The organism is Kitasatospora sp. NPDC040550 (assembly GCF_055594965.1).
In genome coordinates, this window is record NZ_JBVIWC010000044.1 from 18,929 (window position 1) to 41,919 (window position 22,991).

The window sequence follows — 22,991 nt, forward strand, 5'->3', positions numbered from 1 at the left end:
GTCGACCAGGAGGTACGCAGACCATGACCGACACGACCGCGAACGCACCGAGCCGCCGTCGCCAACGCTTCCCCGAGATCTCCACCCGGGCCTGGGAGCACCCCGCCGACCGCTCGGCGCTGGTCGCCCTGCGCCGGCTCTCCGGCTTCGACGACGTCCTCAGGAAGCTCGCCGGGCTGGTCTCCGAGCGCTCGATCCGGCTGATGTTCCTGGCCACCGCCGTGAAGACGTCCGAGCGCCAGTTCCCCGAGCTGTACGGCATGGTCCGCGACGCCGCCTACGTGCTCGACCTGGAGCAGGTCCCGGACCTGTACGTCAGCCAGGACCCGACGGTCAACGCGTTCACCATCGGCATCGACACCCCGATCATCGTGGTCACCAGCGGCCTGGTCGAGCTGCTCGACGAGGAGGAGCTGCGCTCCGTCATCGGCCACGAGGTCGGCCACGCGATGTCCGGCCACGCGGTCTACCGGACGATGCTGATGATCCTCACCAACATCGCCACCCGGATCGCCTGGGTGCCGCTCGGCAACCTGGCGATCATGGCCCTCGTCACCGCGCTCAAGGAGTGGTTCCGCAAGGCCGAGCTGTCCAGCGACCGGGCCGGCCTGCTCGCCGGGCAGGACCTCCAGGCGTCCATGCGGGCCCTGATGAAGCTGGCCGGCGGGCACAACCTGGCCGAGATGAACGTCGACGCGTTCCTGGAGCAGGCCGAGGAGTACGAGAAGGCCGGGGACCTGCGCGACGGCGTGCTCAAGCTGCTCCAGCTGCTGCCGCAGACCCACCCGTTCGCGGTGGTCCGGGTCGCCCAGCTCAAGAAGTGGGCGGAGAGCGACGAGTACCGCTCGATCCTGGCCGGCGCCTACCCGCGCCGCACCGACGACCGGGACACCTCGGTCGGCGAGCAGTGGAAGGCCGCCGCCGAGCACTACACGACCTCGGTGAAGGAGAGCAAGGACCCGCTGATGGGCCTGCTGCGGGACGTGGCCGGCGGCGCCGCGACCGTCGGCGGCAAGCTGCGGGACACCTTCACCGGCAGCGGCCGCAACGGCTCGGGCAACGGCTCCGGGGAGCACGGCGGCTCCGGGAACCGCACCGACGGCTGACCTCGGCGGGGGGCCTTCGCCGCCACCGCTCCGGCATCCACGGCCGGTGACCCGCCCGGGTCACCGGCCGCGCCGCATCCGGTGAGCCTTCAACCACCCCTCCGCCCCCGCTCGCCCCGCCCCTGTCCACCCCCGCTCGCCGCGCCCCGCTCAGCTCCCGGCCAGCACCCCGCACACCTGCCAGGCCGGCCGCGCGTGGTTGCCCGGGTCGACCGGCGCCGGCGCGGCCACCGCGGTGCCCTGCGCGGTGGCCAGCACCGGCTGCAGGAAGCCCGCCATCGAGGTGGTGCACGGCTCCGGGCCGGCCTGCAGCACCGCGTCCACCAGCCGCAGCTGCGCCTGCCCCAGGTCGACCCGGTCGAGCTGGAAGGTCAGCTCGCGCCGCACGGTCTCCAGGGTGACCGGGGCGCCGGCCGGGGCGCCGGCGGGCTTCAACGCGTAGACGAAGGTGTGGTCGGTGGTGATCTGCAGGGTGCCGCCGTCCGACTCGTCGACCCGCATCGCGCCGACCACCTTCACGGTGTCGGAGGCCAGCGCGACCTGCGCCGGGTCGAAGCGGACGATCCAGCCGGTCACCGCGTGGTGCCGGTCGTCCACCGGCTGGGCGACGCTCGCGTCGAACTGGGCCTGCTCACCGGGCGTGACGAAGGCCCGCACGTCCGTGGTGACGCCCTGGACCAGCGCCGCCGGCGTCAGCGAGGAGGCGACCAGGTAGCGCTGCACGGTGTCGAGGGCCTTGGTCACCTCGACCTTGCTGAAGTGCTCGGTGCCAGCGCCGCTCGGGGTGTTCAGTCCGGCCGTCCCGTCGCCGTACCCGGGCGGCAGCGCCGCGAACGGGTGCGCCGGGTCGGCGACCGGGCGCACGGCCGATGCCGGGCTCAACGCGACCAGGCTGACGGTCAGTTGACTGCCCTCCGGCCGGGCCGGGATGCCCTTGGGCGAGTTCACCCCGAAGTACACCGCGGCCCCGAAGGCCAGCAGGATCAGCAGCAGCAGGGCCAGCGCCTGACGCGGCACGCTGCCCAGCGGCCCGAGCCGCACCCGGGCCCGGGTGGCCTTGCCGAAGGAGCCCGCGAGCCGCTCCCGGGCGGACAGCTCCTGGATCCGGGCAGCCCGGACGAACGACTCGTCGAAGACGACGGACCGGAACTCGTCCTCATTGCCGGAACCGCCCTCGGGCGTACCCTCAGGAGGCTCGCGCGGGTCACCCATAGCACCAGGGTAGGCGCACTCCGGGCCCGCCACGAGGGCCCCGGCGCAGATTGCCGGGAACGCTCCGTGACCACCGCCCCGGGGCGTGCGCCCCTGGACACTCCCCGGAGCCCCGCTACGGAGTCGACGCCACCAGTGCCGGCTCGGCCGGCGCCGACCGCGGGTCCGCGCCCGGGCTGCTGCTGCCGGACTCCGGGCGCCGGGGCGCCCCCGAGGAGCCGCCCACGCCCTGGTAGACCGCCGCGACCGCCACCGCCACCAGGCTCACGCCCATGATCACGGCGAGCACCCAGGCCACCGGCCGGTGCCAGCGCTGCTGGGCCACGTACCGCCCACGGGCCCGCACCGGGTCGTAGCGCCGTCCCCAGCGCCGGCCCTGGCGGCCGGTCGCCCGGCCCGGGCCCGACCAGGGGTCGGGGTAGAGGTGGTCCTCGTCGAGTCCGCTCGGGTACGGGCGCAGCTCCAGCGGCAGCCCGTCACCGGCCGGCACGTCATAGCTCCAACCCGGTCCCGCGGAGTCCGGCTCGAACCGTGCCTCGGCGGCGGCGAGCTGCCGCTCCTTGGCGGTCGGCTCGTGCACGGCGGCGGACCGGACGAAGGCCTCATCGAAGACCACGGTGGCGAACTCGTCGTCCGCACCACCGTGGTCGGCGCCGTCGGGGTACGGCAAGCCCCCCACATCCTCAGCCACGGATTCAGCGTATTACCGGCCGGGCGATTTGTCTGTGGCTCCCGGCAGTTGGTCCGTCACACGTGTGACGGCCACCCCGCTCGGCCCCCTCACTCGGCGTCCGCGCCCCCGCCGACGGTCTGCGTCGCCTCGCCTCGCACATGCCCGTCACCGGTGACGATGTACTTGGTGCTGGTCAGCTCCGGCAGGCCCATCGGGCCGCGGGCGTGCAGCTTCTGGGTGGAGATGCCGATCTCCGCGCCGAAGCCGAACTCACCGCCGTCGGTGAACCGGGTGGAGGCGTTGACGGCCACCGTGGTCGAGTCCACCAGTTGGGTGAACCGGCGGGCGGCGGCCTGCGAGGTGGTGACGATCGCCTCGGTGTGGCCCGAGGACCAGCGGCGGATGTGCTCCACGGCCGCGTCCAGCGAGGGCACCACGGCCGCGGCCAGGTCGTACGAGAGGTACTCGGCGCCCCAGTCCTCGTCGGTGGCTGGCACCGCGGTGACGCCGGTGCCCTCGGCGGCCTTGAGCACCGCCTCGTCGCCGTGCACCGTCACCCCGGCCTCGGCCAGGGCGGCCAGCGCGAGCGGCAGGAAGGCGTCCGCGATGTCCTGGTGCACCAGCAGCGTCTCGGCCGAGTTGCAGACGCTGACCCGCTGCGCCTTGGAGTTCAGCAGGATGCCAACGGCCATCGCCAGGTCGGTCCGCGCGTCCACGTACACGTGGCAGTTGCCGGTGCCGGTCTCGATCACCGGGACGGTCGAACCCTCGACCACGGTGCGGATCAGCGAGGCGCCGCCGCGCGGGATCAGCACGTCGACCAGGCCGCGGGCGCGCATCAGCTCCTGCACCGAGTCCCGGCTCTCCCCCGGGACGAGCTGGATCACGTCGGCCGGCAGCCCGGCCGCGACGACGGCGTCCCGCAGGACGGCGACCAGCGCGGTGTTGGAGCGGTAGGCGGAGGCGGAGCCGCGCAACAGCACCGCGTTGCCGGACTTGAGGCAGAGCGCGGCGGCGTCCACGGTGACGTTCGGCCGGGCCTCGTAGATGATGCCGACCACGCCCAGCGGCACCCGCACCTGACGCACGTCCAGGCCGTTGGGCAGGGTGTAGCCGCGGACCGCCTCGCCGACCGGGTCGGCCAGGCCGGCCACGTCCCGTACGTCCGAGGCGATCGCGGCGATCCGCTCGCCGGTCAGGCTCAGCCGGTCGACCACCGACTCGGGCGTCCCCGCCGCGCGGGCCCGGGCCACGTCCTCGGCGTTGGCCGCGACGATCTCGCCGCTGCGGGCGACCAGCGCGTCCGCGATCGCCAGCAGCGCGGCGTCCTTGGCCCGGCGCGGCAGCGGGGCGAGCGCGGCGGCCGCCTCCCGGGCACGGCGCGCTACGGCGAGGACGGGGCTGTCGGCGGTGGCGAGGTCGCTGGTCATGCCGCCAAGGGTAGCGACTGCACCCGCTCCGCCGAGCGGTCATTTCGCCCGGTGAGACGGCGCACGGACGGCTCCGCGCGCCCTCGGTACGGGTGCACCTCCCCCTCAGTACGCCTGCGCCCCGCCCTCGGTACGGCTGCGCCCCGCCCTCAGTACGGGTGCACCCCGCCCAGGTGCGGCGGCGGATCGCCGAAGCCCTCGGCGACCCGCTTGTGGTACGTCGCCCGGTCGACCACCTCCAGCCCGACGATCTCCCACGGCGGCAGGCTCGCGGTCACCTTGTGCTCGCCCCACAGCCGCAGCGCTATCGCCGCCGCGTCGTGCAGGTCCCGGGCCTGCTCCCAGTAGCGGATCTCGGCGTGGTCGGCCGCGTAGCGGGCGGTCAGGAAGAACGAGTGGTCGTGCGCCAGCCGCTCCAGCGAGGCCCGCAGCGTGGACAGCGGGGTGGTCTGTCCGGCCACGCTCAGCACCACGTGCCACAGCCGGGCCTGCTCCGGCACGCTGGGCGGATCCGCCGCCTGCGCGCGCTGCGGCCGCATCCGGCGCACCCCGCCGGGCCCCTGCGACGGCGGACCGGCCGGCTCGGCGGGGCCGTCCCCGCGTCCGCCGTCGATGCTGGTCAGCCGCCGGCCCGCCGTCCCTCCGGTCAGCGCTGCCTCGCGCCTGCGTTCCACCGGCGGCCTCCTGTTCGGCGATCTCGTGTCGTCCCGCACCGCCCCGCCGGCCCCCGGCCGACCGGTACGGCTGCGCCCCTCCCCGCCCGCGGCCGGGCCGCTCCCGGTACGGAGCGGCCCGCCGACCGCACCGCGCCGTCCGGCCGCACCGCGCCGCACGGCCGCCGTACGGCCGGTCAGCCGTGCAGAACGACCAGGTCGTCGCGGTGGACGACCTCGCGCTCGTACCCGGCGCCGAACTCCTGGGCCAGGTCGCGGGTGGACCGGCCGAGCAGGCGGGGCAACTCCCTCGCATCAAAGTTGACCAGTCCGCGAGCCACGATGTGGCCGTTTTCGGCAAGAAGGTCCACCGGATCACCCGCGGCGAACTCCCCGTCGACCTTGGTCACCCCGGCGGGCAGCAGCGAGGCGCCGCCGGAGACCACCGCCTCGACCGCGCCCGCGTCCAGGTGCAGGGCGCCGCGCGGGCTGCTGGCGTGGGCCAGCCAGAGCATCCGGTCGGAGGTGCGGCTGCCGGTGCGCCGGAAGAGCGTGCCGGTGGGCCGCCCGGCCAGCGCGTCGGCGGCGTGGCTGGCGGCGGTGAGCACCACCGGGATGCCCGCGCCGGTGGCGATCCGGGCCGCCTCCACCTTGGTGACCATGCCGCCGGTGCCGACGCCCGCCTTGCCGGCGCTGCCGATCCGGATGCCGTCGAGGTCGTGCGGGCCGCTCACCTCGGCGATCCGGCTGGTGCCGGGCCGGGACGGGTCGCCGTCGTAGAGGCCGTCCACGTCGGAGAGCAGCACCAGCAGGTCGGCCCGGACCAGGTGGGCGACCAGCGCGGCCAGCCGGTCGTTGTCCCCGAACTTGATTTCGGCGGTGGCGACGGTGTCGTTCTCGTTGACGACCGGCATCGCGCCCATCGCCAGCAGCTGGTCCAGCGTCCGGTAGGCGTTGCGGTAGTGGGCGCGGCGGCTGGCGTCCTCGGCGGTGAGCAGCACCTGGCCGACCCGGATGCCGTACCGGGCGAAGGAGGCGGTGTACCGCGCGACCAGCAGCCCCTGGCCGACGCTGGCCGCGGCCTGCTGGCGGGCCAGGTCCTTGGGCCGCTTGTCCAGGCCGAGCGGGGCGAGCCCGGCGGCGATGGCGCCGGAGGAGACGAGCACCACCTCGGGCGCCTCCGGGCGGCTGCGCACCTTGGCGAGCGCGTCCACCAGGGCGTCCACCCGGTCGGCGTCCAGGCCGCCGGCCGCCGTGGTGAGTGAGGAGGAGCCGACCTTGACCACGATCCGCCGTGCGGTCAGCACCTCCTCCCGCAGTGAGTCCTCGCTCATCTCGCTGTACGCCCTTCCGGTGTGGTGCGGGTGCGGCGGGGCCCGGCCCGGCCGTCATGGCCGAAATCTACGCGATCCGCGCAGGTCACCCCCAGGGGGTTTCACCGGCTGGACCCGCCCTGGTCACGGGCCCGCCACAGCCCGGCCGCCAAGCCGGTCGGCTGGTATGGTCCCTGACCGAAAGCCAGATCGGGGGACGGCTTCCTGCCCGCTGTGCCCATTTCGTCTTCGACCTTCCTGTGACACGGGGGCGGCGCCGCACCGGGCAGGCCGGCAACGGTTCGCGGCCGCGCGCCAGGAGAACAGCACCATGCGTTCGCACACCACCAAGCTGACCGTCGCCGCCCTGGCGGCGGCCACCGCCTTCTCGCTCGCGGCCTGCGGCCCGGACAACTCGGACTCCCCGTCCGGTACGGGCGGCGCCACCGGGGCGGCCCCGGCGCAGACCGGCGCGGCCACCGGCGGCGCGGCCGGCGGTTCGACCGCCGCCCCGTCCGGCGCCGCGAGCGGCGGGGCGGGCGCCACGGGCGGCGCGGCCACCGGCGGTGCGGCCACCGGCGGCGCCGGTACGGCCGGAGCGGCGGGCGGCGGGGCCGGGAAGGTTCCGCAGGCCGCCACCGCGGTGAAGGTCGGCCAGCCGGCCACCGTCGACTTCGCCGACAAGACCGCCAAGGTCGCCACCAAGCTCCAGATCACCGTGACCGGCATCGAGGTCGGTTCGCTGCAGGACCTCACCGCCGCCAAGGTCTCGACCACCGGGCTGGAGGGGAAGACCCCGGTCTACGTCAGCTACACCGTCAAGAACCTCGGCGACGCCAGCCTGTCCTTCACCGCCCCGGACTCGAAGTTCGTCGTGTTCGACACCAACGGCGACAAGGGCCTCAACGTCATGAACGCCACCACCCCGCTGCCCAAGTGCACGGGTGCGAAGTTCCAGGGCGTCACCAAGGGCGCCGAGACCAAGGGCTGCACGATCATCGCCACCACCGGCACCACCCCGGCCGCGGTCGGCTACACCGACCTGGCAGACCTGCTCAAGCTCCAGGCCTCCTGGACGAAGTGACGGCGCGTCACCACGGAACGCAGCGGACGGCCCCGCCACCTGTCGAGGTGGCGGGGCCGTCCGCTGCGCGGCGGGGTCGACTCAGTTGTCCTCGTCGTCCTCGATCGCGGCCTGCCGGCCGCTGGAGAGGGCCTCGAAGGCGAGGAACTCGGCCTCGGCCGCGTCCCGGCCCTTCTGCTTCTCGCGCCGGCGGTCGACCGCCGGACGCTGGGTCTCCATCCGGTGGTCCTCACCGCGGCGGCCGAGCATCTCGGCGCCGGCGGCCATGGTCGGCTCCCAGTCGAAGACGACGGCGTTCTCCTCGGGGCCGATGATGACGGTGTCGCCCTCGTGCGCCCCGATCTTCCACAGCCGCTCCTCGATGCCGAGGCGGGCCAGCCGGTCGGCCAGGTAGCCGACGGCCTCGTCGTTGCTGAAGTCGGTCTGGCGGACCCAGCGCTCCGGCTTGACGCCGCGGATGCGGTAGGCGCCGTCCTCCTCCTCGATGGTGAAGCCCTCGTCGTCGACGGCCGTGGGCCGCAGCACGATCCGGGTGGACTCCTCGACCGGCTTGGCGGCGCGCGCCTCGGCGACGATCTTCGCGAGCGCGAAGCTCAGCTCGCGCAGGCCCTTGCGGGAGGCGGCGGAGACCTCGAACACCTGGAAGCCGCGCTCCTCCAGCGAGGCGCGGGTCAGGTCGGCGATGTCCTGGCCGTCCGGGACGTCCACCTTGTTGAGCGCGACCAGGCGCGGACGGTCCTCCAGACCGCCGTACTCGGCGAGCTCGGCCTCGATGGTCTCCAGGTCGGTCAGCGGGTCGCGGCCGGGCTCCAGGGTGGCGCAGTCCAGCACGTGCACCAGCACCGAGCAGCGCTCGACGTGCCGCAGGAACTCCAGGCCCAGGCCCCGGCCCTGGCTGGCGCCCGGGATCAGGCCGGGCACGTCGGCGATGGTGTAGACGGTGTCGCCCGCGGTGACCACACCGAGGTTGGGGATCAGGGTGGTGAACGGGTAGTCCGCGATCTTCGGCTTGGCGGCGGAGAGCACCGAGATCAGCGAGGACTTGCCGGCGCTCGGGTAGCCGACCAGGGCCACGTCGGCGACGGACTTGAGCTCCATCACGATGTCGCGGGCGTCGCCGGGCTCGCCGAGCAGCGCGAAGCCCGGCGCCTTGCGGCGGGACGAGGCGAGCGCGGCGTTGCCGAGGCCGCCGCGGCCGCCCTGGGCGGCGACGAAGCTGGTGCCGTGGCCGACCAGGTCGGCGAGCACGTTGCCCTTGCGGTCCAGCACCACGGTGCCGTCCGGCACCACCAGGACGAGGTCCCCGCCGTCGGCGCCGGTGCGGTTGCCGCCCGCGCCCGGCTTGCCGTTGGTGGCCTTGCGCTTGGGCGAGTGGTGGTACTCGAGCAGGGTGGTGACCTGCGAGTCCACGGTCAGGATGACACTGCCGCCCTCCCCGCCGTTGCCGCCGTCCGGGCCGCCGAGCGGCTTGAACTTCTCACGGTGAACGGAGGCGCAGCCGTGGCCTCCGTTACCCGCGGCGACGTGAAGTTCGACGCGGTCCACGAAGGTGGTCATGGGTGTGCCTCCAGTACGGGAAAGGGTTCTGTCTGCGTGAAGCGCGAAGGGTGGACCGGATAATTCCGGCCCACCCTTCAGTGTGAGTCCTGTCAGACTCGGGAGTCCGCTGGGACTCAGGCCTCGACGGCCACGATGTTGACGACCTTGCGGCCGCGACGGTTGCCGAACTGAACCGCACCGGCGGTCAGCGCGAACAGGGTGTCGTCGCCACCGCGGCCGACACCGGCACCCGGGTGGAAGTGGGTGCCACGCTGGCGGACGAGGATCTCGCCGGCCGAGACGACCTGGCCACCGAAGCGCTTCACGCCGAGGCGCTGGGCGTTCGAGTCACGGCCGTTACGAGTAGAGCTTGCGCCCTTCTTGTGTGCCATTTTTCGCTATCCCCTTACTTGCTGACCGAGTCGATGCTGGTGATGCGCACCGCGGTGTGCTTCTGACGGTGACCCTGACGACGGCGGTAGCCGGTCTTGTTCTTGTAGCGCAGGATGACGATCTTGTCGCCCTTGGTCTGGTCGACCACCTCGGCGTGAGCCTTCACGCCGGCCAGGACCCACGGGTCGGAGGTGACGGCTTCACCATCGACGACCAGGATGGTCGAGAGCTCCACCGAGTCACCCGGCTTGGCCTCGATACGGTCGATCTCCAGCACGTCGCCGACGGCGACCTTGTGCTGGCGGCCGCCTGCGCGAACGATCGCGTACATGCGGTACCTACTTTCCCAACTCGGTCGGAACTCCCGACGCCAGCCACCTGGGTACGGACACAGGAGCCTCTCCCCGATCACTCCGCGCTGGGCGCGGGACTCTCGGGAAGGTGATGTGCTCGGGAGCGCGGCGTAGACACGCCGAAGGTCAAGAATACGGACCGGCGGCCCAGGGGGCAAACCGGCCCGTACGGCCGGGGGCGGGAAGGACTCCCGCCCCCGGCGTGGGCACTACTCGGCCGCCGTATCACCCTCGGCGGCCGCGGCCTTCTTGGCCGCCGCGCTCGTCCGCTTGGTCGCGGTCTTGCGGGCGGTGGTCTTCTTGGCCGCCGTCGTCGTCTTCTTGGCGGCGGTCTTCTTGGCGGCGGTCTTGCGGGCGGCCCGCTTCTTCGGCGCCGGGGCCTCCTCCGCGGCGGGGGCCTCGTCGGCCTCCGCGGCCGGGGCCTCGACGACCTCGGCCTCCGCGACGACGGTCCCGGCGGCGGCCTCCGGGGCCACCTCCGCGACGGGCTCGGGCACGACCTCGGCCACCGGCTCGGCGGCCGGGGCGGCGGCGGCCAGGGCCGCCTCCAGGGCCGCGTCGGCCTTCGCCTGCAGCACCACGATCTCGGCGGCCTGCGGGGCACCGGCCGGAGCCGTCGCCTTGCGCACCGCGCGGCGGCGCGGACGGCCGGCCGGAGCGGCGGTGGGGGCGGGGGCCTCGGCCACCGGGGCCTCCACGGCCTTCGGGGTCTCGACCACCAGGGTCCCGACGGCCGGGGCCTCGACGCCCGGGACCTCCAGGGCCAGCTGGCCCTCGATCTCCTCGCGCACCGGCTCGGCGAGCTCCTCGACCGCCTCGGCGACGGCCTCGGCCACCGACCCGGCCTCGACGGCCTGCGGCTCCTCGTGGCCCGCGCCGCCCTTGCCCCGGCGACGGCGCTTGCCGCTGCCCGAGCCGGCCTCGACGGCGGCGGCCGCCGGGGCGTGGACGTGGGCGCTCGGCTGCTCCATGTGCACGATCACGCCGCGGCCGTTGCAGTGCACGCAGGCCTCGGAGAAGGACTCCAGCAGGCCCTGGCCGACCCGCTTGCGGGTCATCTGGACCAGGCCCAGCGAGGTGACCTCGGCCACCTGGTGCTTGGTCCGGTCCCGGCCCAGGCACTCCAGCAGTCGGCGCAGCACCAGGTCGCGGTTGGACTCCAGGACCATGTCGATGAAGTCGATCACGATGATGCCGCCGAGGTCGCGCAGCCGCAGCTGGCGCACGATCTCCTCGGCCGCCTCGATGTTGTTCCGGGTGACCGTCTCCTCCAGGTTGCCGCCCTGGCCGACGAACTTCCCGGTGTTGACGTCGATGACGACCATCGCCTCGGTGCGGTCGATCACCAGCGAACCGCCGCTGGGCAGCCAGACCTTGCGGTCCAGCGCCTTCATCAGCTGCTCGTCGATCCGGTAGGTGGCGAACACGTCCACCTCGGAGGTCCACCGCTGGAGCCGCTCGCCGAGATCCGGGGCCACGTTGGAGACGTACTCGTGGATGGTCTTCCACGCCTCGTCGCCGGAGACGATGACCTTGGTGAAGTCCTCGTTGAAGATGTCGCGGACGACCCGGACGGTCATGTCCGGCTCGCCGTACAGCAGCGCCGGGGCGTTGCCGGTCGCGGCCTTCTTCTGGATGTCCTCCCACTGCTGCTGGAGGCGCTGGACGTCGCGGGTCAGCTCCTCCTCGGAGGCGCCCTCGGCGGCGGTGCGCACGATCACGCCCGCGTCGTCCGGGACGATCTTCTTGAGGATCTGCTTGAGGCGGGCGCGCTCGTTCTCGGGCAGCTTGCGCGAGATGCCGGTCATCGAGCCCTCGGGCACGTACACCAGGTAGCGGCCGGGCAGCGAGATCTGGCTGGTCAGGCGGGCGCCCTTGTGGCCGATCGGGTCCTTGGAGACCTGCACCAGCACGGACTGGCCGGACTTGAGCACCGACTCGATCCGGCGCGGGCCGCCGTGGCCCAGCGCACCGAAGTTGACCTCACCGGCGTACAGCACCGCGTTGCGGCCCTTGCCGATGTCGACGAACGCGGCCTCCATGGACGGCAGCACGTTCTGGACCTTGCCCAGGTAGACGTTGCCGACGTACGAGGTGGCCTGCTCCTTGTTGACGTAGTGCTCGACCAGCACCCCGTCCTCCAGCACGCCGATCTGGGTGCGCTGGCCGTTCTGGCGCACCACCATGACGCGCTCGACCGACTCCCGGCGGGCCAGGAACTCGGCCTCGGTGATGATCGGCACCCGGCGGCGGCCCAGCTCGCGGCCCTCGCGGCGGCGCTGCTTCTTCGCCTCCAGACGGGTCGAGCCCTTGATGGACTGCACCTCGTCCGGGTCGAAGGACGGCTCGGTGGAGCGGCGGCGCGGCTCGCGCACCTTCACCACCGTGCGGACGCCGTCCTCGGTGGTCTCGGCGACCTCGACGGCGCCGGCCTCACCGCTGCGGCGGCGACGGCGGCGACGGCGACGCGAGGAGGACAGGCCGGCGGCCAGGTCGTCGTCGTCCTCGTCGTCCTCGTCGGCGACGGCCCGGGCCGACTCCTCGGCGGCGGGCTGCTCGGTCTCGACGGCCTCGGCGGCCTCGAAGTCCTCGGCCTCGCCACGGCGGCGGCGACGGCCGCCCCGACGGCGACGGCGGGACGGACGGCCGTCCTCCCACTCGTCCTCGGCCTCCGGACCGGCGACGGGGGCCTCCACGACGGGCTCCTCGACGGCCGCGACCTCGACCGGAGCGGCCTTCACGGGAGCGGCCTTCACCGCGGCGGCCTTGGCCGGCGCCGCCTTGGCCTGGGCGGCCTTGGCCGGCGCCTCGGCGGCCGACCTGCGACGGCTCGGCTCGACCCGGGTACGGACCCGGCGACGACGGCCGACGCCGCTGTACTCGTACTCGTCCTCGTCCTGGCGCTCGGCCTCGACGGCCGGGGCCTCGACCGGCGCCGGGGCGGCGGCGGGCTGCTGCGGCGCGGCGGGCGCGACGAAGGGGGCGGGCTCCTGGAACACCGGGGCCTGGAAGACCGCGGTGGCCGGGCGGACGGCGCGGCGGCGCACCCGGTGGTGCGGCTCGGCCTCGGCGGCCGGGGCGGGCGCGGCGACCGGCTCGGCGGCGACCGGGGCCTCGGCGACGGCCTCGACGGCCTCCTCCTCGGCGGGCTCCTCCTCGACGGCGGGCTCCTCGGCCACCGGCTCCTCCACCGGGGCCTCGACCACCGGCGCGGCCTCGACCACGCGACGGCGGCGCGGGCGGCGGGCCGGAGCGGCCGAGGCCTCCTCGGCCACCGGCTCGACGACCGGCTCGGCGACCGGAGCGGGGGCGGGGGCCTCGGCCACCGGCTCCTCGACCGGGGCCGCCTCGGCCTTCTTACGGGTCCGGCGGGCCCGAACCGGCTTCTCCGCCTTCTCCTCGGCCACCGGCTCGGCGGCCTTCTCCTGGGCCTTCGTCCCCTCGGCCTCCGGTGCGGTGACCACGATCGCGGTCTCCTCCGGAGCGCCGGCCGGGGCCTCGGCACGCTTGCGGGTCCGGCGGGCCCGAACCGGCTTCTCGGCCGCCGGGGCCGCCTCGGCGGGCGCCTCGACCGCGGCGGCGGCCGGGACGGCCGTCGACTCGACCGGGACGACCGTCTCGGCCGTCTCGGCGGCCGCACCCTGCGGGGTGCCCGCCGGGCGGGACACCGCCCGGCGACGACGGCGCGGCGGCGCGGCGGACGCGCCGTCACCACCGGTCGCGGCGGATTCGTTCTGTTCCGTGGCCGCAGTCTGCTGCGGATCGGTGCTATCGAGCATGCGGGTGGATCTCCCGTCAGGCCCCCGGGCTCCACATCCGGGCACGGCACGGCACCAGTGGGCGGCCGGCATCGCGAGGATGCTCGGGCCGGACCCTTTGACGGTGCCGCCGTGCGGACGCGAGGCCGCACAGGGGCTCGTAGTCTCGCTCGGCGCCCCGCGTTGCGCGGGGTGTCGAAAGTCTTCTGGTCTGACCAGTCTTCTGAGTTTTTCCCAAGCTGAGCCGTCCCCCAACCCCGGGTGGCTCCCGGACGGGGTCCCGAGCCCACCGACCGTCCTGGTCGGCGGGCCCCGAGTGGCCGGCCTGTGCTGCGACGACGCTCGCTCCCCTGGGGAGCCGCGGCAACCCTGGAGGACCGTCGGGTCCAGTGAGGCACTGGACCCGGCCTCCGCCCCCTAGGCGGACGCGGTAGCGCGCGGCCCGCCGGCCGTTTCTCAGCCGGCCGGGGCCGCGGCGCGGTCGAGCGCCAGCGGGTCGGTCACCGTGCCGGACTCCTCGTCGAGCGGCCCCTGCGCCAGCCTGGTCACCTCTGCGGGGACCGGCGGCGCCAGGTCGGCCGTCGCACGGAGACCGGACAATACGTCGTCGGGTCGTACGGCGGGTGTGGCGTGTCGTACTACCAGGCGCAGTATCGCACAGGGACGGCCCGTCCGAACATCGCGGCCGGTTCCGACCGCCGTGTCCGCACCGCCGTCGACCTGCGACTCGACGGTTTCGAGCGCCGCCACCGCACCGCGCGCGTCGAAGACCCGCACGCCGTTCTTGGTCCGGCGCTCGACCTCGACCTTCTCCTCGGCGAGGAACACGCGGACCGCCTCGGCGGCCTCGACCGGCTCGACGCCGTCCAGGCGCACCAGCCACTCGGAGGCCTCCAGGCGCTCCACGAAGTTGGGCGTGCGCACCTCGACCGCGTCGATCACGTCCAGGCCGTCCGGCAGCGACTCGTCCAGCTGCGCCCGCAACTGCTCCGGGTCGCGCGCGGCCGCCAGGCCGATCTCCAGGTACTCCGCCTCGCTCGCCACCCCGGTCGGGGCGGCGTTGGCGTAGGACACCTTCGGGTGCGGGGTGAAGCCCGCCGAGTAGGCCATCGGAACGGCGGACCGGCGCAGGGCGCGCTCGAAGGCGCGCTGGAAGTCACGGTGGCTGGTGAAGCGGAGCCGGCCGCGCTTGGTGTAGCGGAGACGAATCCGCTGCACCGTCGGCGCGGGCGGCGGACCGTCGGGCGTACGGCGTGCCAGGGTCGCTCAGTCCTTAGTCAGTTCTCCCCGTCCGGCGCGGCGCAAACCCGCCACTGTCCGGACTCTGTCACCCCAAAGGGTACGCGCCCCGCCGGCCCGCTCGCTCCGCCCCTGGTCAGCCGCCCACGACCGACCCCCGCCCGGAACACTCCGGACGGGGGTCGAGGGCCCTGCACCGACTACTTGTTGACGACCGTCAGCGGCAGCATCTTCTTGCCGGTGGGGCCGATCTGGATCTGGGTGTCCATCTGGGGATAAATGGAGGCAGTCCCAAAACTGTCGAGGGGGTCACCGACATGGCGAAGCGCACCCGTACGGCACGTGCCGCGCAGCAGAAGACGTATACGGTCGAGGCCGAATGGACCGCCGCGGATCTGGCCCTCCTCGAACAGTTGAAGAGAGCCGAGGCAGCGCTTCCGACGGACGCGCCCCGGGCGCTGCTCTCGGTCCGGCTGTCCGTGCTGACGGAGGACACCACCTCCCCCGTCCGCCAGGAGCTCGACCTCCGCCGCGAAGCCCTGAACCGGGGGTGCCGCGTGGTCGGCGTCGCCAGCGACCTGAACGTGTCCGCCACGAAGGTGCCCCCGTGGAAGCGGAAGCAGCTGGGCGACTGGCTGAACAACCGGGCTCCGGAGTTCGACGTGCTGCTGTTCTGGAAGCTCGACCGGTTCATCCGCCGGCTGTCCGACCTGCACACGATGATCGACTGGGCGTTGAAGTACGGGAAGAACCTGGTCTCCAAGCACGACTCCATCGATCTGACCACGGTCGTTGGCAAGATCCTGGTCACGCTGATCGGCGGCATCGCGGAGATCGAGGCCACCAACACGAGCACGCGCGTCGCGAGCCTCTGGGACTACGCCAAGACCCAGTCCGCCTGGCTGGTCGGCAAGCCGGCCTTCGGCTACACCACCGCCGAGGACGAGAACGGGAACGTCGTCCTCGTCATCGACCCCAACGCGCACAAGGCCCTGCACTGGTGCCGACGCATGGCCCGTCGGGGCGTCTCCGCCACCCGCATGGTCAAGCTGTTGAAGCGCGCGGGCCTCGCCAGCGACGGCCTCACGGCTACGACCCTCCTGCGCCAGCTCCGCAACCCCGCCTTGATGGGCTACCGGGTAGAAGAGGAGAAGAAGGGTGGCGCCCGCCGGTCCAAGCTCGTCCTGGACAAGGCCGGGAAGCCCATCAAGGTCGCGGAGGCCGTCTTCACCGACGAGGAGTTCAACGAGCTCCAAGCGGATCTCGACAAGCGCAGCAAGAACCAGCCGCAGCGTAGGCCCGGTGGTGCCACGACGTTCCTCGGGGTCTTCTTCTGTGTCGACTGCGGGACCAACATGCTGGAGCAGCGGAACCGCGTCAAGGATCGGATGTACGAGTACCTGCGGTGCCAGGGCTGCAAGGGCGGAGGCTTGGGCGCTCCCAACCCCGACGCGATCAACGCCAAGCTGGTCCTCGACGTGTTGTCGGTCCTCGGCGATGAGCCCGTCCAGGTGCGCGAGTACGCGAGGGGCGCCGAGGCACGCGCCCAGGTGGCGCAGCTTGAGGAGTCCGTCGCCTATTACATGAAGGAGCTGGAGCCCGGCGGCCGGTACGCCAAGACCCGGTTCACGCGCGAGCAGGCGGAGGAGACGCTGGACAAGCTGATCACCGAACTCGGGGAGATCGACCCCGAGACCACCGAAGATCGGTGGGTGAACGTGGCCAACGGGAAGACGTTCCGCCAGCAGTGGGAGGACGGCGGTTCCGAAGCCATGGCGGCGGACCTCCTGAGGGTGGGCGTCCGCTGTGAAGTCACCCGGACCAAGGTCAAGGGTCAGCGGGCTCCCGCGATCAAGCTCCGACTCATGATCCCCAAGGACTACCGCGACCGGCTGATCGTCAAGGAAGACGACTTCGCGAGCAAGCTCTGATGCCGACAGCCCCCGTCATCGCGGCGGGGGCTGTCGTGGTCAGTGCTTGGTGGAGTCGTACGGCTCCTCGTGGCCCTCGTCGTCCACGATGACGATCTCGCTCTCGATGACCAAGGACCGGAGCGGTTGCCGTGGTGGCGCCTCGCGCGAAGCCGTCGCGGCTCCGGCCCCCGCTTGCTCGGCCGTCACGGCCCCTCCTCCATCCGTTCCGCACGGGCGACCTCCCGATTGGTGGCGAGGTCCTCGGCGACGCCGGCGGCGATGAGCGCTTCGGCGGGTGAGTGCCCGGTTCCGACGAACCGCCAGGCGCGCTCCGCCACGGCCCCGTCGTCCCAATCGGTGTAGAGGCCGCCGGCGTGTTCGGCCCGCGCGGTTCTGAGCTGCCCGTATGTAGTGGAGTAGGCCCGAGTCTTGGTTAGGCAGTGCCCCCGGTATCCGAGCATGTGGGCCCAGGCACGAAGGCGCAGGTGGCGCAGCTCCGGCAGACCGCCGAGTCGCCAGGCAGTGGCGATGAGGGCACGCACATGCGGGCTGACCTGTAGGGCCTGTATCTCTGCCAGTGACTCGATGCGGCGGTCGACGGCGCCGGCGGCCTCCACGCTCTTACTCGTGTACTTGGCGACGTAGGCCGCCACCGCATCGTCAGAGATCCGCTCGCCACCCCCATAGACAAGGGGATGCACGTCCAGCTGGCCACCGAAGCCGAGCGGTCCGCCGCTGTAGGCCGCCGACTCGGGGCACGGGAGCGCCACGGCGGCGGCCGCGGAGCGCACGGCTTCCGAGAGGCGGTCCCCGGTTGCCCAGGTCGGAGGCGGAGTCGTCGGACCGTCCGGGCCGTCGAGCCTGACGACCGCGTGGAAGTGGACGGCACCACGCTTCTGGTACTCGGCGACCTTCGCCGCGGAGACCCGAACCAGCGTGCGCACCCCCGACCGCCCGACACCCGCCCGGGCCGCGAGGTGGTGGTACAGGTTGTCGCGGAAGGCCTTCCACAGGGCCGGGGCCATGGCGTTCCAGAGGATGTGGCGGGGGTAGTCGTAGCAGTCCGCGCAGAGCGGCTGCCCTACGAGCGGGTCGGCGGCCAGATGGGTACGACCGCAGCCTTGCCGGCTGCCGTGCTCGCACCGTCGGCGCCGGGCCGGGTGGCAGTCGCCCGCCCGGTGGACCGGGCCGAAGGAGGGTGCGGTCAGGGTGACGAACAGCCGGGGGTGCGTCCGTACCGTCTCCGGGACGCCCTTGCCGCCGACCGGGCCGGAGCGGACCAGGTGAAAGGTGTCGCCGCTGTGCTCCCGGGAGCAGGGCGCGCAGCGGGAGGCCCGGCGGTTGCGGCAGCGGACGGCGAGCCGGCCTCCGGGTTCGGTGGCGGTCGAGTAGTGGCGCAGGACTTCGCCGGTGTCGGCGTCGAGGGTGGTGGTGTGTCCGGCGAGGTAGACCGGTTCGGCACAGCCGCCGGTGGCGCGGATCTGCTCCAGCCAGCGGTTCAGGTCCGGCATCTCGCCGAGGCGGACGAAATCACGCTCTACCGGCGGTAGTTGGCGCAGCCGCGCCTCCCGGTCGAGGAAGGCACGGCGTGCGGTGGGATCGGTGTACGGGTTGGTGCTGGCGGTCATGGCGGGTGTCTCCAGGGCCAGGGTTCGCCGGGCCCCGGCCGGGCCAGACATGCGGTGGCGCGGCCGCGGCTGGCGGTAGGACGGGCGGGCTGGGTGGTTGGTCGGGTTGGCACGGTGATCACGCTCTTCAGGTGGTGTGGGTGAGGCCTTGGACGAGCCAGGTCACGGCGTAGACGACGGGGTCTGCCCAGCCGATGCGGTCGAGGTAGATCCCGAGGACGCCGACGAGGAGGACGTGCCAGACCTTGAGCTCGCCGGAGCGGACCAGGAGGTAGGTGACGAGGGCCAGAACGGCGGCCAGGACGAGAACGCCGCCCATCAGACGTAGACCCCTTCGTTCGGCTCGTCCGTCGCATGGAGGCCGGGCCAGGACGGAGCCAGCCGGGCGTACTTCCTCGCCGCCCGGCGTGCCTGCTCGGGGGTGACGTGGACGGACCGGGCACGGATCCACCGGCCGTCGGAACCGACCGTGATGGCGACGCCCTGCTCAGCTGCGGTGATCTGCTGAGCGGCGGCCAGGGCGTCCTTGTCGAGATCGCCGAGCGCCATCTCCGCCGTCCCGGCATCGTTCACCCGGTGGCAGACCCGGCCGGCCAACTGCGCCCGCAAGGCGGTCACCCCGGGACCGAGGTCCGAGCCGACTCGTTGTCCCGCGACCACCAGGTGGACGCCCAGCGCGGCGCCGAGCTGGGCGAGCCGGAGCAGGTTGGTGGAGATCTCCCCCACCTCCGCCTTGTCCTCCCTGGTCGCCACCAGGTACAGCTCCGCGACCTCGTCCACGATGACGACGACGGGCATCTTGCGGAGCTTCGCCGGCAGGTCCCAGACGGAACGAGCCCCGACCGAACGGCACAGCTGCATCCGGGCCTCGGTCTCCGCGACCAACTCCGCAAGCAGGTGGGCGGCTTCCGCCCGGGTGGCCGCCAGAGCCGACAGCCGGTCCTCGAACAGGGACAGCTCCATGCCGCCCTTGAGGTCGATGCCGAACAAGGCGACGCGTTGCGGGGCGAGTTCCTTCACCAGCGCGGCGATGAGGGTGGACTTCCCGGAACGGGTCGCACCGACGATCAGCCAGTGCGGCGCCCGCCGCAGATCGATCGTCCAGGCCCGGCCGTCCTCCAGCAGCCCGACCACCGCCCGCAACAGCCGCTCCTTCAAGCGGTACGGCACCACGGGCATGATCAGCGGGTCCCAGGCGAGCGCCGAGAGGGTGACGAACCCCCGCTCATCCGCTACCAGCCGCACCGCGTGCACCCTCCAGGCATGGGTGAGCGCGCCGAGGGCTTCCGCAAAGTGCTCGGGCACCTGCCCGGGGTGAAGCCGCACCCGCACGTCCAGGCCGCCACGTCGGTACTTCGCCACGCCCAGCCGAGGCGGCGTCGGCCGCAGCGGATCCCCGCGGACCATCAGGTCCCCGACTCGGGCCCGCCCCGGGCGCTTGGCCACGGCGAGGCCGAGGTTCGTGGTCAGGCGCTGCCACGTCGCCCGGACGCGGATCACGGCAGCCGGGTAGCCGAACAGGTACCACCAGAGATAGGGGTAGGTGCGCCGCAACACCGGGGCCGCGCTGAGCGCGATGAGCACCGTCGCCAGCATCACCACCCACAGCAACTGAAGGACGATCACGGCCGTCCCCCGTTCTCCATCGCCGCGTTGTGGGCCACGGTCTCCAGGTCGCGAGCCTGCCCGGCGGCTTTGCTGGCGACGATGGCGATGTGGTCGAAGAGCTGAGCCCCCTCGTCGTCCGGCCCGAACGGGTCGACCTCCTCGGCCAGGTCCCCGAGCTCCCGGAGCAGCCCCCGCAACTTCACGCGGATCGCGCCGCTCATCAGGCGTCGCCGCCCTTGCGCGAGGCCGCCGGGGCCGACGCGGAGACGGGGGTGATGGCGTCGGCCCGGAAGGACAGGCCGTGCCGGTCCCCCATCGCCCACGAGAAGGCCGTCAGGCCGGTGACGTGCACCCGCACGCCCTCCACGACGCCGACCGGTTCGCCGGACACGCTGATCTCGATGATCGAGGCTCGCCGGCCGTCCTGCCGGACCGCGACGCCGACCGTGTAGACGGTCTGGCCCTCCCGGTCCTTCCTGATCTCGCCGGTCTCGCGGTTCGCGATCCGCGCTTCGGGGGCAACGATGCAGGTCATCGTGCCGAGCCGGGTTCCGTCCACGGGAATGGACTGCATGAGCGCACACTCCTCTGACACCAAGGCCGCATGACATCAGTCGTCAAACGTACTTACCTTTGGCGCCTCGATGATGCTCCTCCTTGACGCCCCGACGCAAGCGATTCATGCTTACGTTTAACGGCTAGCAACTGATGACAGACCTAGAGATGCCGCCCGACCAGGGCAAACGACCACACACGAACCCTCGAAAACGACACGGCACACGCGAAGCGGGCCCGTCCCCGGCGTCCGCACCAAGGGGTCAACACCATGGCGATCATTCGGAACGAGGCACTGCACAAGCAGGTGGCGGCGGCGATGCGGCAGGCGATCGCCACCGGCGAATGGCCGCCCGGCACGCAGCTGCCCACGGAGACCGACCTCGCCGAGACCTACGGCGTCTCCCGACCAACCGTCAGGCTTGCCGTCGCCGCTCTCCGCAGCGAGGGCCAGTTGGATGTGAAGCAAGGCCGTGGCACCTTCGTCCGCGCCGCCGTCCATGGCCCGAGCGCCAGCCTGGACCGGACCATCGCCGCCCAGGGCGACACCTTCTCAACGCCCTTCGACGCCTGGTTCGACCGCGCCGAGGAGCCCACGGTCTACCGCACCCGCACCGATGCCGTCACGGCGCCGCTGCTGGAGATGGATCAGGACGAACTGATGCTCGGCTGCGACCGCCTTCTCGCCGACCCCACCGGCGACGGCCGCGCCCTCCACCGCCTCCTGCTCCCCATGGAACGCATCGAGGACACCCCCCTCGCCCAGCACCCCGCCGCCACCCCGGCCGAGGCCTACGCGACACTGGCCGCCGCCGGCCACGACCTCACCTGGCGCGAGCGGGTCAGTGCCCGAGTCCCCCAGCCCGACGAGCGCGAAGCCCTCCGACTCTCCGAGGCCGCCGTCCTCCTGATCGCCCACCGCATCACCTGCGACCAGGCCACCGGCCTCCCCCTCATCCTCGAAGAGACCCGCCTCGGCGCCGAAACCACCGCCCTCACCTACGCCATCGACACTCACAAGCCCAAGCGCGCACCCCGCGCCGCCAAGGTCTCCCGCTAACCACCTCGAACACGCCCCAGCCCCCACGTCCACACCGGGCGCGGGGGCTGTCGCAACTCTTCTTCACTTACTCAAGGGCGCGCACAGCGCGCCAGCGCGCGGCCCTGCCGCTCGCCGCCGCTCCTGTCTTCGCCCCGCGCCGGCGGCGGCCGGCCGCGCCCACCGCAACGTGCGACCCAGAGAGCGCCGAGGTCAGTACCCGTCGTGGCTGAGGCCGGGCGGCTCCCCGGTTTTACCCACCTCCCCGGACCGGGACCCGCGTCGAGCAAGACCGGGGGGCCACTCGGCCAAACTGCGGTCAGGCCCAAAAGCCCTGACCGAGTCGCAGCAGCTTACGGCCCCCCGATCATGCTCGACCCCACCCCAGGCAGGACACCGGCCAAAACCGCTCCACCGCCCTCATCGCCTTGCCAACGACGGACTGTGCCGAAAATTTCAGCCTGTATCCCTACCTGAGCCACCCTTCAGGATTCCGAGAGATTCCAGCTTTTCTATCGCCTTCCCCCTGAAAACAATAACAGTAGACACTGTAATTGACGCAGTGATGGCGATCGGCTCCAACACGCCAGGAAGACCGATGAGGCCGATCACAGCAATCGACACCCCCGAAAGAACAAGCGTAAGCACCGCGCCCATGGCAAATCTAAGGGACTCTCGCTCAGGAATGGAGACATTTCGCAGCCTCCTGGGATCCATAAGCGTCCGATGCCGACGGTCCGCAACCCTCTCGGCAATCTGCAGGAGCTTTCCTGCCACTTCCCGAACCTGCTGATCCGAAGCATCGCCGAGCTGCATCTCTACCTCGGCAAGAACGACGGAAACCTTTTTGATGTGTTGTGCCGTACGCCTCCGACGCTGACGCCTGCCCTTCCAGGGCCCTTCCTCGAAACGTGGAAGGACTCGGATCAGCATACGGACTCTCTGCACACCGTCCGCCGCCTTCTGCAGTCGCCCTGTACGTCGCCCACCCGTCGTGCCAATCACTTTGGCGCAAGACAAGATGGCAGAGCCGCAAGCGCTCACGATAAGGGAATGGCGATACGCAAGGACCGTCTTCCGGCCAGGGATATTTAGGCCGGGATATCCATTGCCAACGCGGACTCCAATTACAAGCGGCCCCACCGCCATGAATAGATAAAATGCCAGCAGGGCGACAAATCCCCACCCTAGCCGCATCGCGCCCGTAGTCACAGCAACAGAGTCTCCACCCTGGAACAGAGACGCTGCCGCGGCACGAAAATGCCCCAAAACACTTCGGAATGAGCCCTCTTTGGTGTCAAGAGCAAGGACGATGGGCATTGGAAGCCAAATGCCAGCAATCATTCCATAAATCAGCGTGATAACGAAGTGCGCACGATTGGTGCAGTCATGGATGCGCAGAGTCCTTCGAACTCTCAGCGGTACGACAGTTCCAGGAGAAAGGATCTCTACGCTCTTTTTGAGTTCCACGATCTCGCCACTGGCAGCATCCCGA

Annotated in this window: 21 protein-coding genes; 4 read left to right on the forward strand and 17 right to left on the reverse strand. The window is 72.2% G+C overall.

What is annotated here, in order from left to right:
* Nucleotides 1-23 precede the first annotated feature (23 nt).
* Nucleotides 24-1,106, forward strand: coding sequence for a M48 family metallopeptidase (locus tag ACZ58X_RS38245; RefSeq protein WP_470338177.1), 1,083 nt, complete (start codon nucleotides 24-26; stop codon nucleotides 1,104-1,106).
* A 150-nt stretch (nucleotides 1,107-1,256) separates the two neighbouring features.
* On the opposite strand, the gene ACZ58X_RS38250 is transcribed toward ACZ58X_RS38245, so the two are convergent.
* From ACZ58X_RS38250 to proB, 5 genes are all read right to left on the reverse strand, one after another.
* Nucleotides 1,257-2,318, reverse strand: a complete 1,062-nt coding sequence (locus ACZ58X_RS38250; protein WP_470338178.1) for an SCO2583 family membrane protein — start codon at nucleotides 2,316-2,318, stop codon at nucleotides 1,257-1,259.
* 115 nt (nucleotides 2,319-2,433) lie between these two features.
* On the reverse strand, nucleotides 2,434-3,009 hold the full coding sequence (locus tag ACZ58X_RS38255; RefSeq protein WP_470338179.1) for an SCO2584 family spore wall biosynthesis protein: 576 nt from the start codon (nucleotides 3,007-3,009) through the stop codon (nucleotides 2,434-2,436).
* Between the two features lie 89 nt (nucleotides 3,010-3,098).
* Nucleotides 3,099-4,421, reverse strand: a complete 1,323-nt coding sequence (locus ACZ58X_RS38260; protein WP_470338180.1) for a glutamate-5-semialdehyde dehydrogenase — start codon at nucleotides 4,419-4,421, stop codon at nucleotides 3,099-3,101.
* Nucleotides 4,422-4,570: 149 nt separating this feature from the next.
* Complete coding sequence (locus tag ACZ58X_RS38265) at nucleotides 4,571-5,095, reverse strand: hypothetical protein (protein WP_470338181.1); 525 nt, start codon at nucleotides 5,093-5,095, stop codon at nucleotides 4,571-4,573.
* 176 nt (nucleotides 5,096-5,271) lie between these two features.
* On the reverse strand, nucleotides 5,272-6,408 hold the full coding sequence (proB, locus tag ACZ58X_RS38270; RefSeq protein WP_470338182.1) for a glutamate 5-kinase: 1,137 nt from the start codon (nucleotides 6,406-6,408) through the stop codon (nucleotides 5,272-5,274).
* A gap of 310 nt (nucleotides 6,409-6,718) precedes the next feature.
* Between proB and ACZ58X_RS38275 the strand changes: the two genes are divergently transcribed.
* Nucleotides 6,719-7,471: a hypothetical protein gene (locus ACZ58X_RS38275; protein ID WP_470338183.1), complete on the forward strand. Its 753-nt coding sequence runs from the start codon at nucleotides 6,719-6,721 to the stop codon at nucleotides 7,469-7,471.
* An 81-nt stretch (nucleotides 7,472-7,552) separates the two neighbouring features.
* On the opposite strand, the gene obgE is transcribed toward ACZ58X_RS38275, so the two are convergent.
* The 5 genes from obgE to ACZ58X_RS38300 form a co-directional block, all read right to left on the reverse strand.
* Nucleotides 7,553-9,028, reverse strand: a complete 1,476-nt coding sequence (gene obgE / locus ACZ58X_RS38280) for a GTPase ObgE (protein ID WP_470338184.1) — start codon at nucleotides 9,026-9,028, stop codon at nucleotides 7,553-7,555.
* 116 nt (nucleotides 9,029-9,144) lie between these two features.
* Nucleotides 9,145-9,402, reverse strand: a complete 258-nt coding sequence (gene rpmA, locus ACZ58X_RS38285; protein ID WP_030058248.1) for a 50S ribosomal protein L27 — start codon at nucleotides 9,400-9,402, stop codon at nucleotides 9,145-9,147.
* Between the two features lie 14 nt (nucleotides 9,403-9,416).
* Nucleotides 9,417-9,734: a 50S ribosomal protein L21 gene (rplU, locus tag ACZ58X_RS38290; protein WP_188307842.1), complete on the reverse strand. Its 318-nt coding sequence runs from the start codon at nucleotides 9,732-9,734 to the stop codon at nucleotides 9,417-9,419.
* A 231-nt stretch (nucleotides 9,735-9,965) separates the two neighbouring features.
* Nucleotides 9,966-13,535 (reverse strand): Rne/Rng family ribonuclease, encoded by a 3,570-nt coding sequence (locus tag ACZ58X_RS38295; protein WP_470338185.1) that lies wholly within the window; start codon nucleotides 13,533-13,535, stop codon nucleotides 9,966-9,968.
* A 435-nt stretch (nucleotides 13,536-13,970) separates the two neighbouring features.
* The gene (locus ACZ58X_RS38300; protein WP_470338186.1) at nucleotides 13,971-14,732 is read right to left on the reverse strand and encodes a TIGR03936 family radical SAM-associated protein; all 762 of its coding nucleotides are present in this window, start codon (nucleotides 14,730-14,732) and stop codon (nucleotides 13,971-13,973) included.
* Between the two features lie 338 nt (nucleotides 14,733-15,070).
* Between ACZ58X_RS38300 and ACZ58X_RS38305 the strand changes: the two genes are divergently transcribed.
* Nucleotides 15,071-16,684 (forward strand): recombinase family protein, encoded by a 1,614-nt coding sequence (locus ACZ58X_RS38305; RefSeq protein ID WP_470338187.1) that lies wholly within the window; start codon nucleotides 15,071-15,073, stop codon nucleotides 16,682-16,684.
* A gap of 39 nt (nucleotides 16,685-16,723) precedes the next feature.
* On the opposite strand, the gene ACZ58X_RS38310 is transcribed toward ACZ58X_RS38305, so the two are convergent.
* From ACZ58X_RS38310 to ACZ58X_RS38335, 6 genes are all read right to left on the reverse strand, one after another.
* On the reverse strand, nucleotides 16,724-16,873 hold the full coding sequence (locus ACZ58X_RS38310) for a hypothetical protein (RefSeq protein ID WP_470338188.1): 150 nt from the start codon (nucleotides 16,871-16,873) through the stop codon (nucleotides 16,724-16,726).
* Nucleotides 16,870-18,294, reverse strand: a complete 1,425-nt coding sequence (locus tag ACZ58X_RS38315) for a replication initiator (RefSeq protein WP_470338189.1) — start codon at nucleotides 18,292-18,294, stop codon at nucleotides 16,870-16,872. Before ACZ58X_RS38315 ends, ACZ58X_RS38310 begins: the two co-directional genes overlap by 4 nt.
* Nucleotides 18,295-18,421: 127 nt before the next feature.
* Nucleotides 18,422-18,613 carry a hypothetical protein gene (locus ACZ58X_RS38320; RefSeq protein WP_470338190.1) on the reverse strand — a complete coding sequence of 64 codons (192 nt, stop codon included), beginning with the start codon at nucleotides 18,611-18,613 and terminating at the stop codon, nucleotides 18,422-18,424.
* On the reverse strand, nucleotides 18,613-19,920 hold the full coding sequence (locus ACZ58X_RS38325; protein WP_470338191.1) for an FtsK/SpoIIIE domain-containing protein: 1,308 nt from the start codon (nucleotides 19,918-19,920) through the stop codon (nucleotides 18,613-18,615). The genes ACZ58X_RS38320 and ACZ58X_RS38325 overlap by 1 nt, the downstream gene beginning before the upstream one ends.
* Nucleotides 19,917-20,123, reverse strand: coding sequence for a hypothetical protein (locus tag ACZ58X_RS38330; protein ID WP_470338192.1), 207 nt, complete (start codon nucleotides 20,121-20,123; stop codon nucleotides 19,917-19,919). The genes ACZ58X_RS38325 and ACZ58X_RS38330 overlap by 4 nt, the downstream gene beginning before the upstream one ends.
* Complete coding sequence (locus ACZ58X_RS38335; RefSeq protein WP_470338193.1) at nucleotides 20,123-20,476, reverse strand: SCO3933 family regulatory protein; 354 nt, start codon at nucleotides 20,474-20,476, stop codon at nucleotides 20,123-20,125. The genes ACZ58X_RS38330 and ACZ58X_RS38335 overlap by 1 nt, the downstream gene beginning before the upstream one ends.
* Nucleotides 20,477-20,728: 252 nt before the next feature.
* On the opposite strand from ACZ58X_RS38335, the gene ACZ58X_RS38340 reads away from it, so the two are divergent.
* Nucleotides 20,729-21,517 (forward strand): GntR family transcriptional regulator, encoded by a 789-nt coding sequence (locus tag ACZ58X_RS38340; protein WP_470338194.1) that lies wholly within the window; start codon nucleotides 20,729-20,731, stop codon nucleotides 21,515-21,517.
* 435 nt (nucleotides 21,518-21,952) lie between these two features.
* On the opposite strand, the gene ACZ58X_RS38345 is transcribed toward ACZ58X_RS38340, so the two are convergent.
* Complete coding sequence (locus ACZ58X_RS38345) at nucleotides 21,953-22,429, reverse strand: hypothetical protein (RefSeq protein WP_470338195.1); 477 nt, start codon at nucleotides 22,427-22,429, stop codon at nucleotides 21,953-21,955.
* Nucleotides 22,430-22,991: the final 562 nt, after the last annotated feature.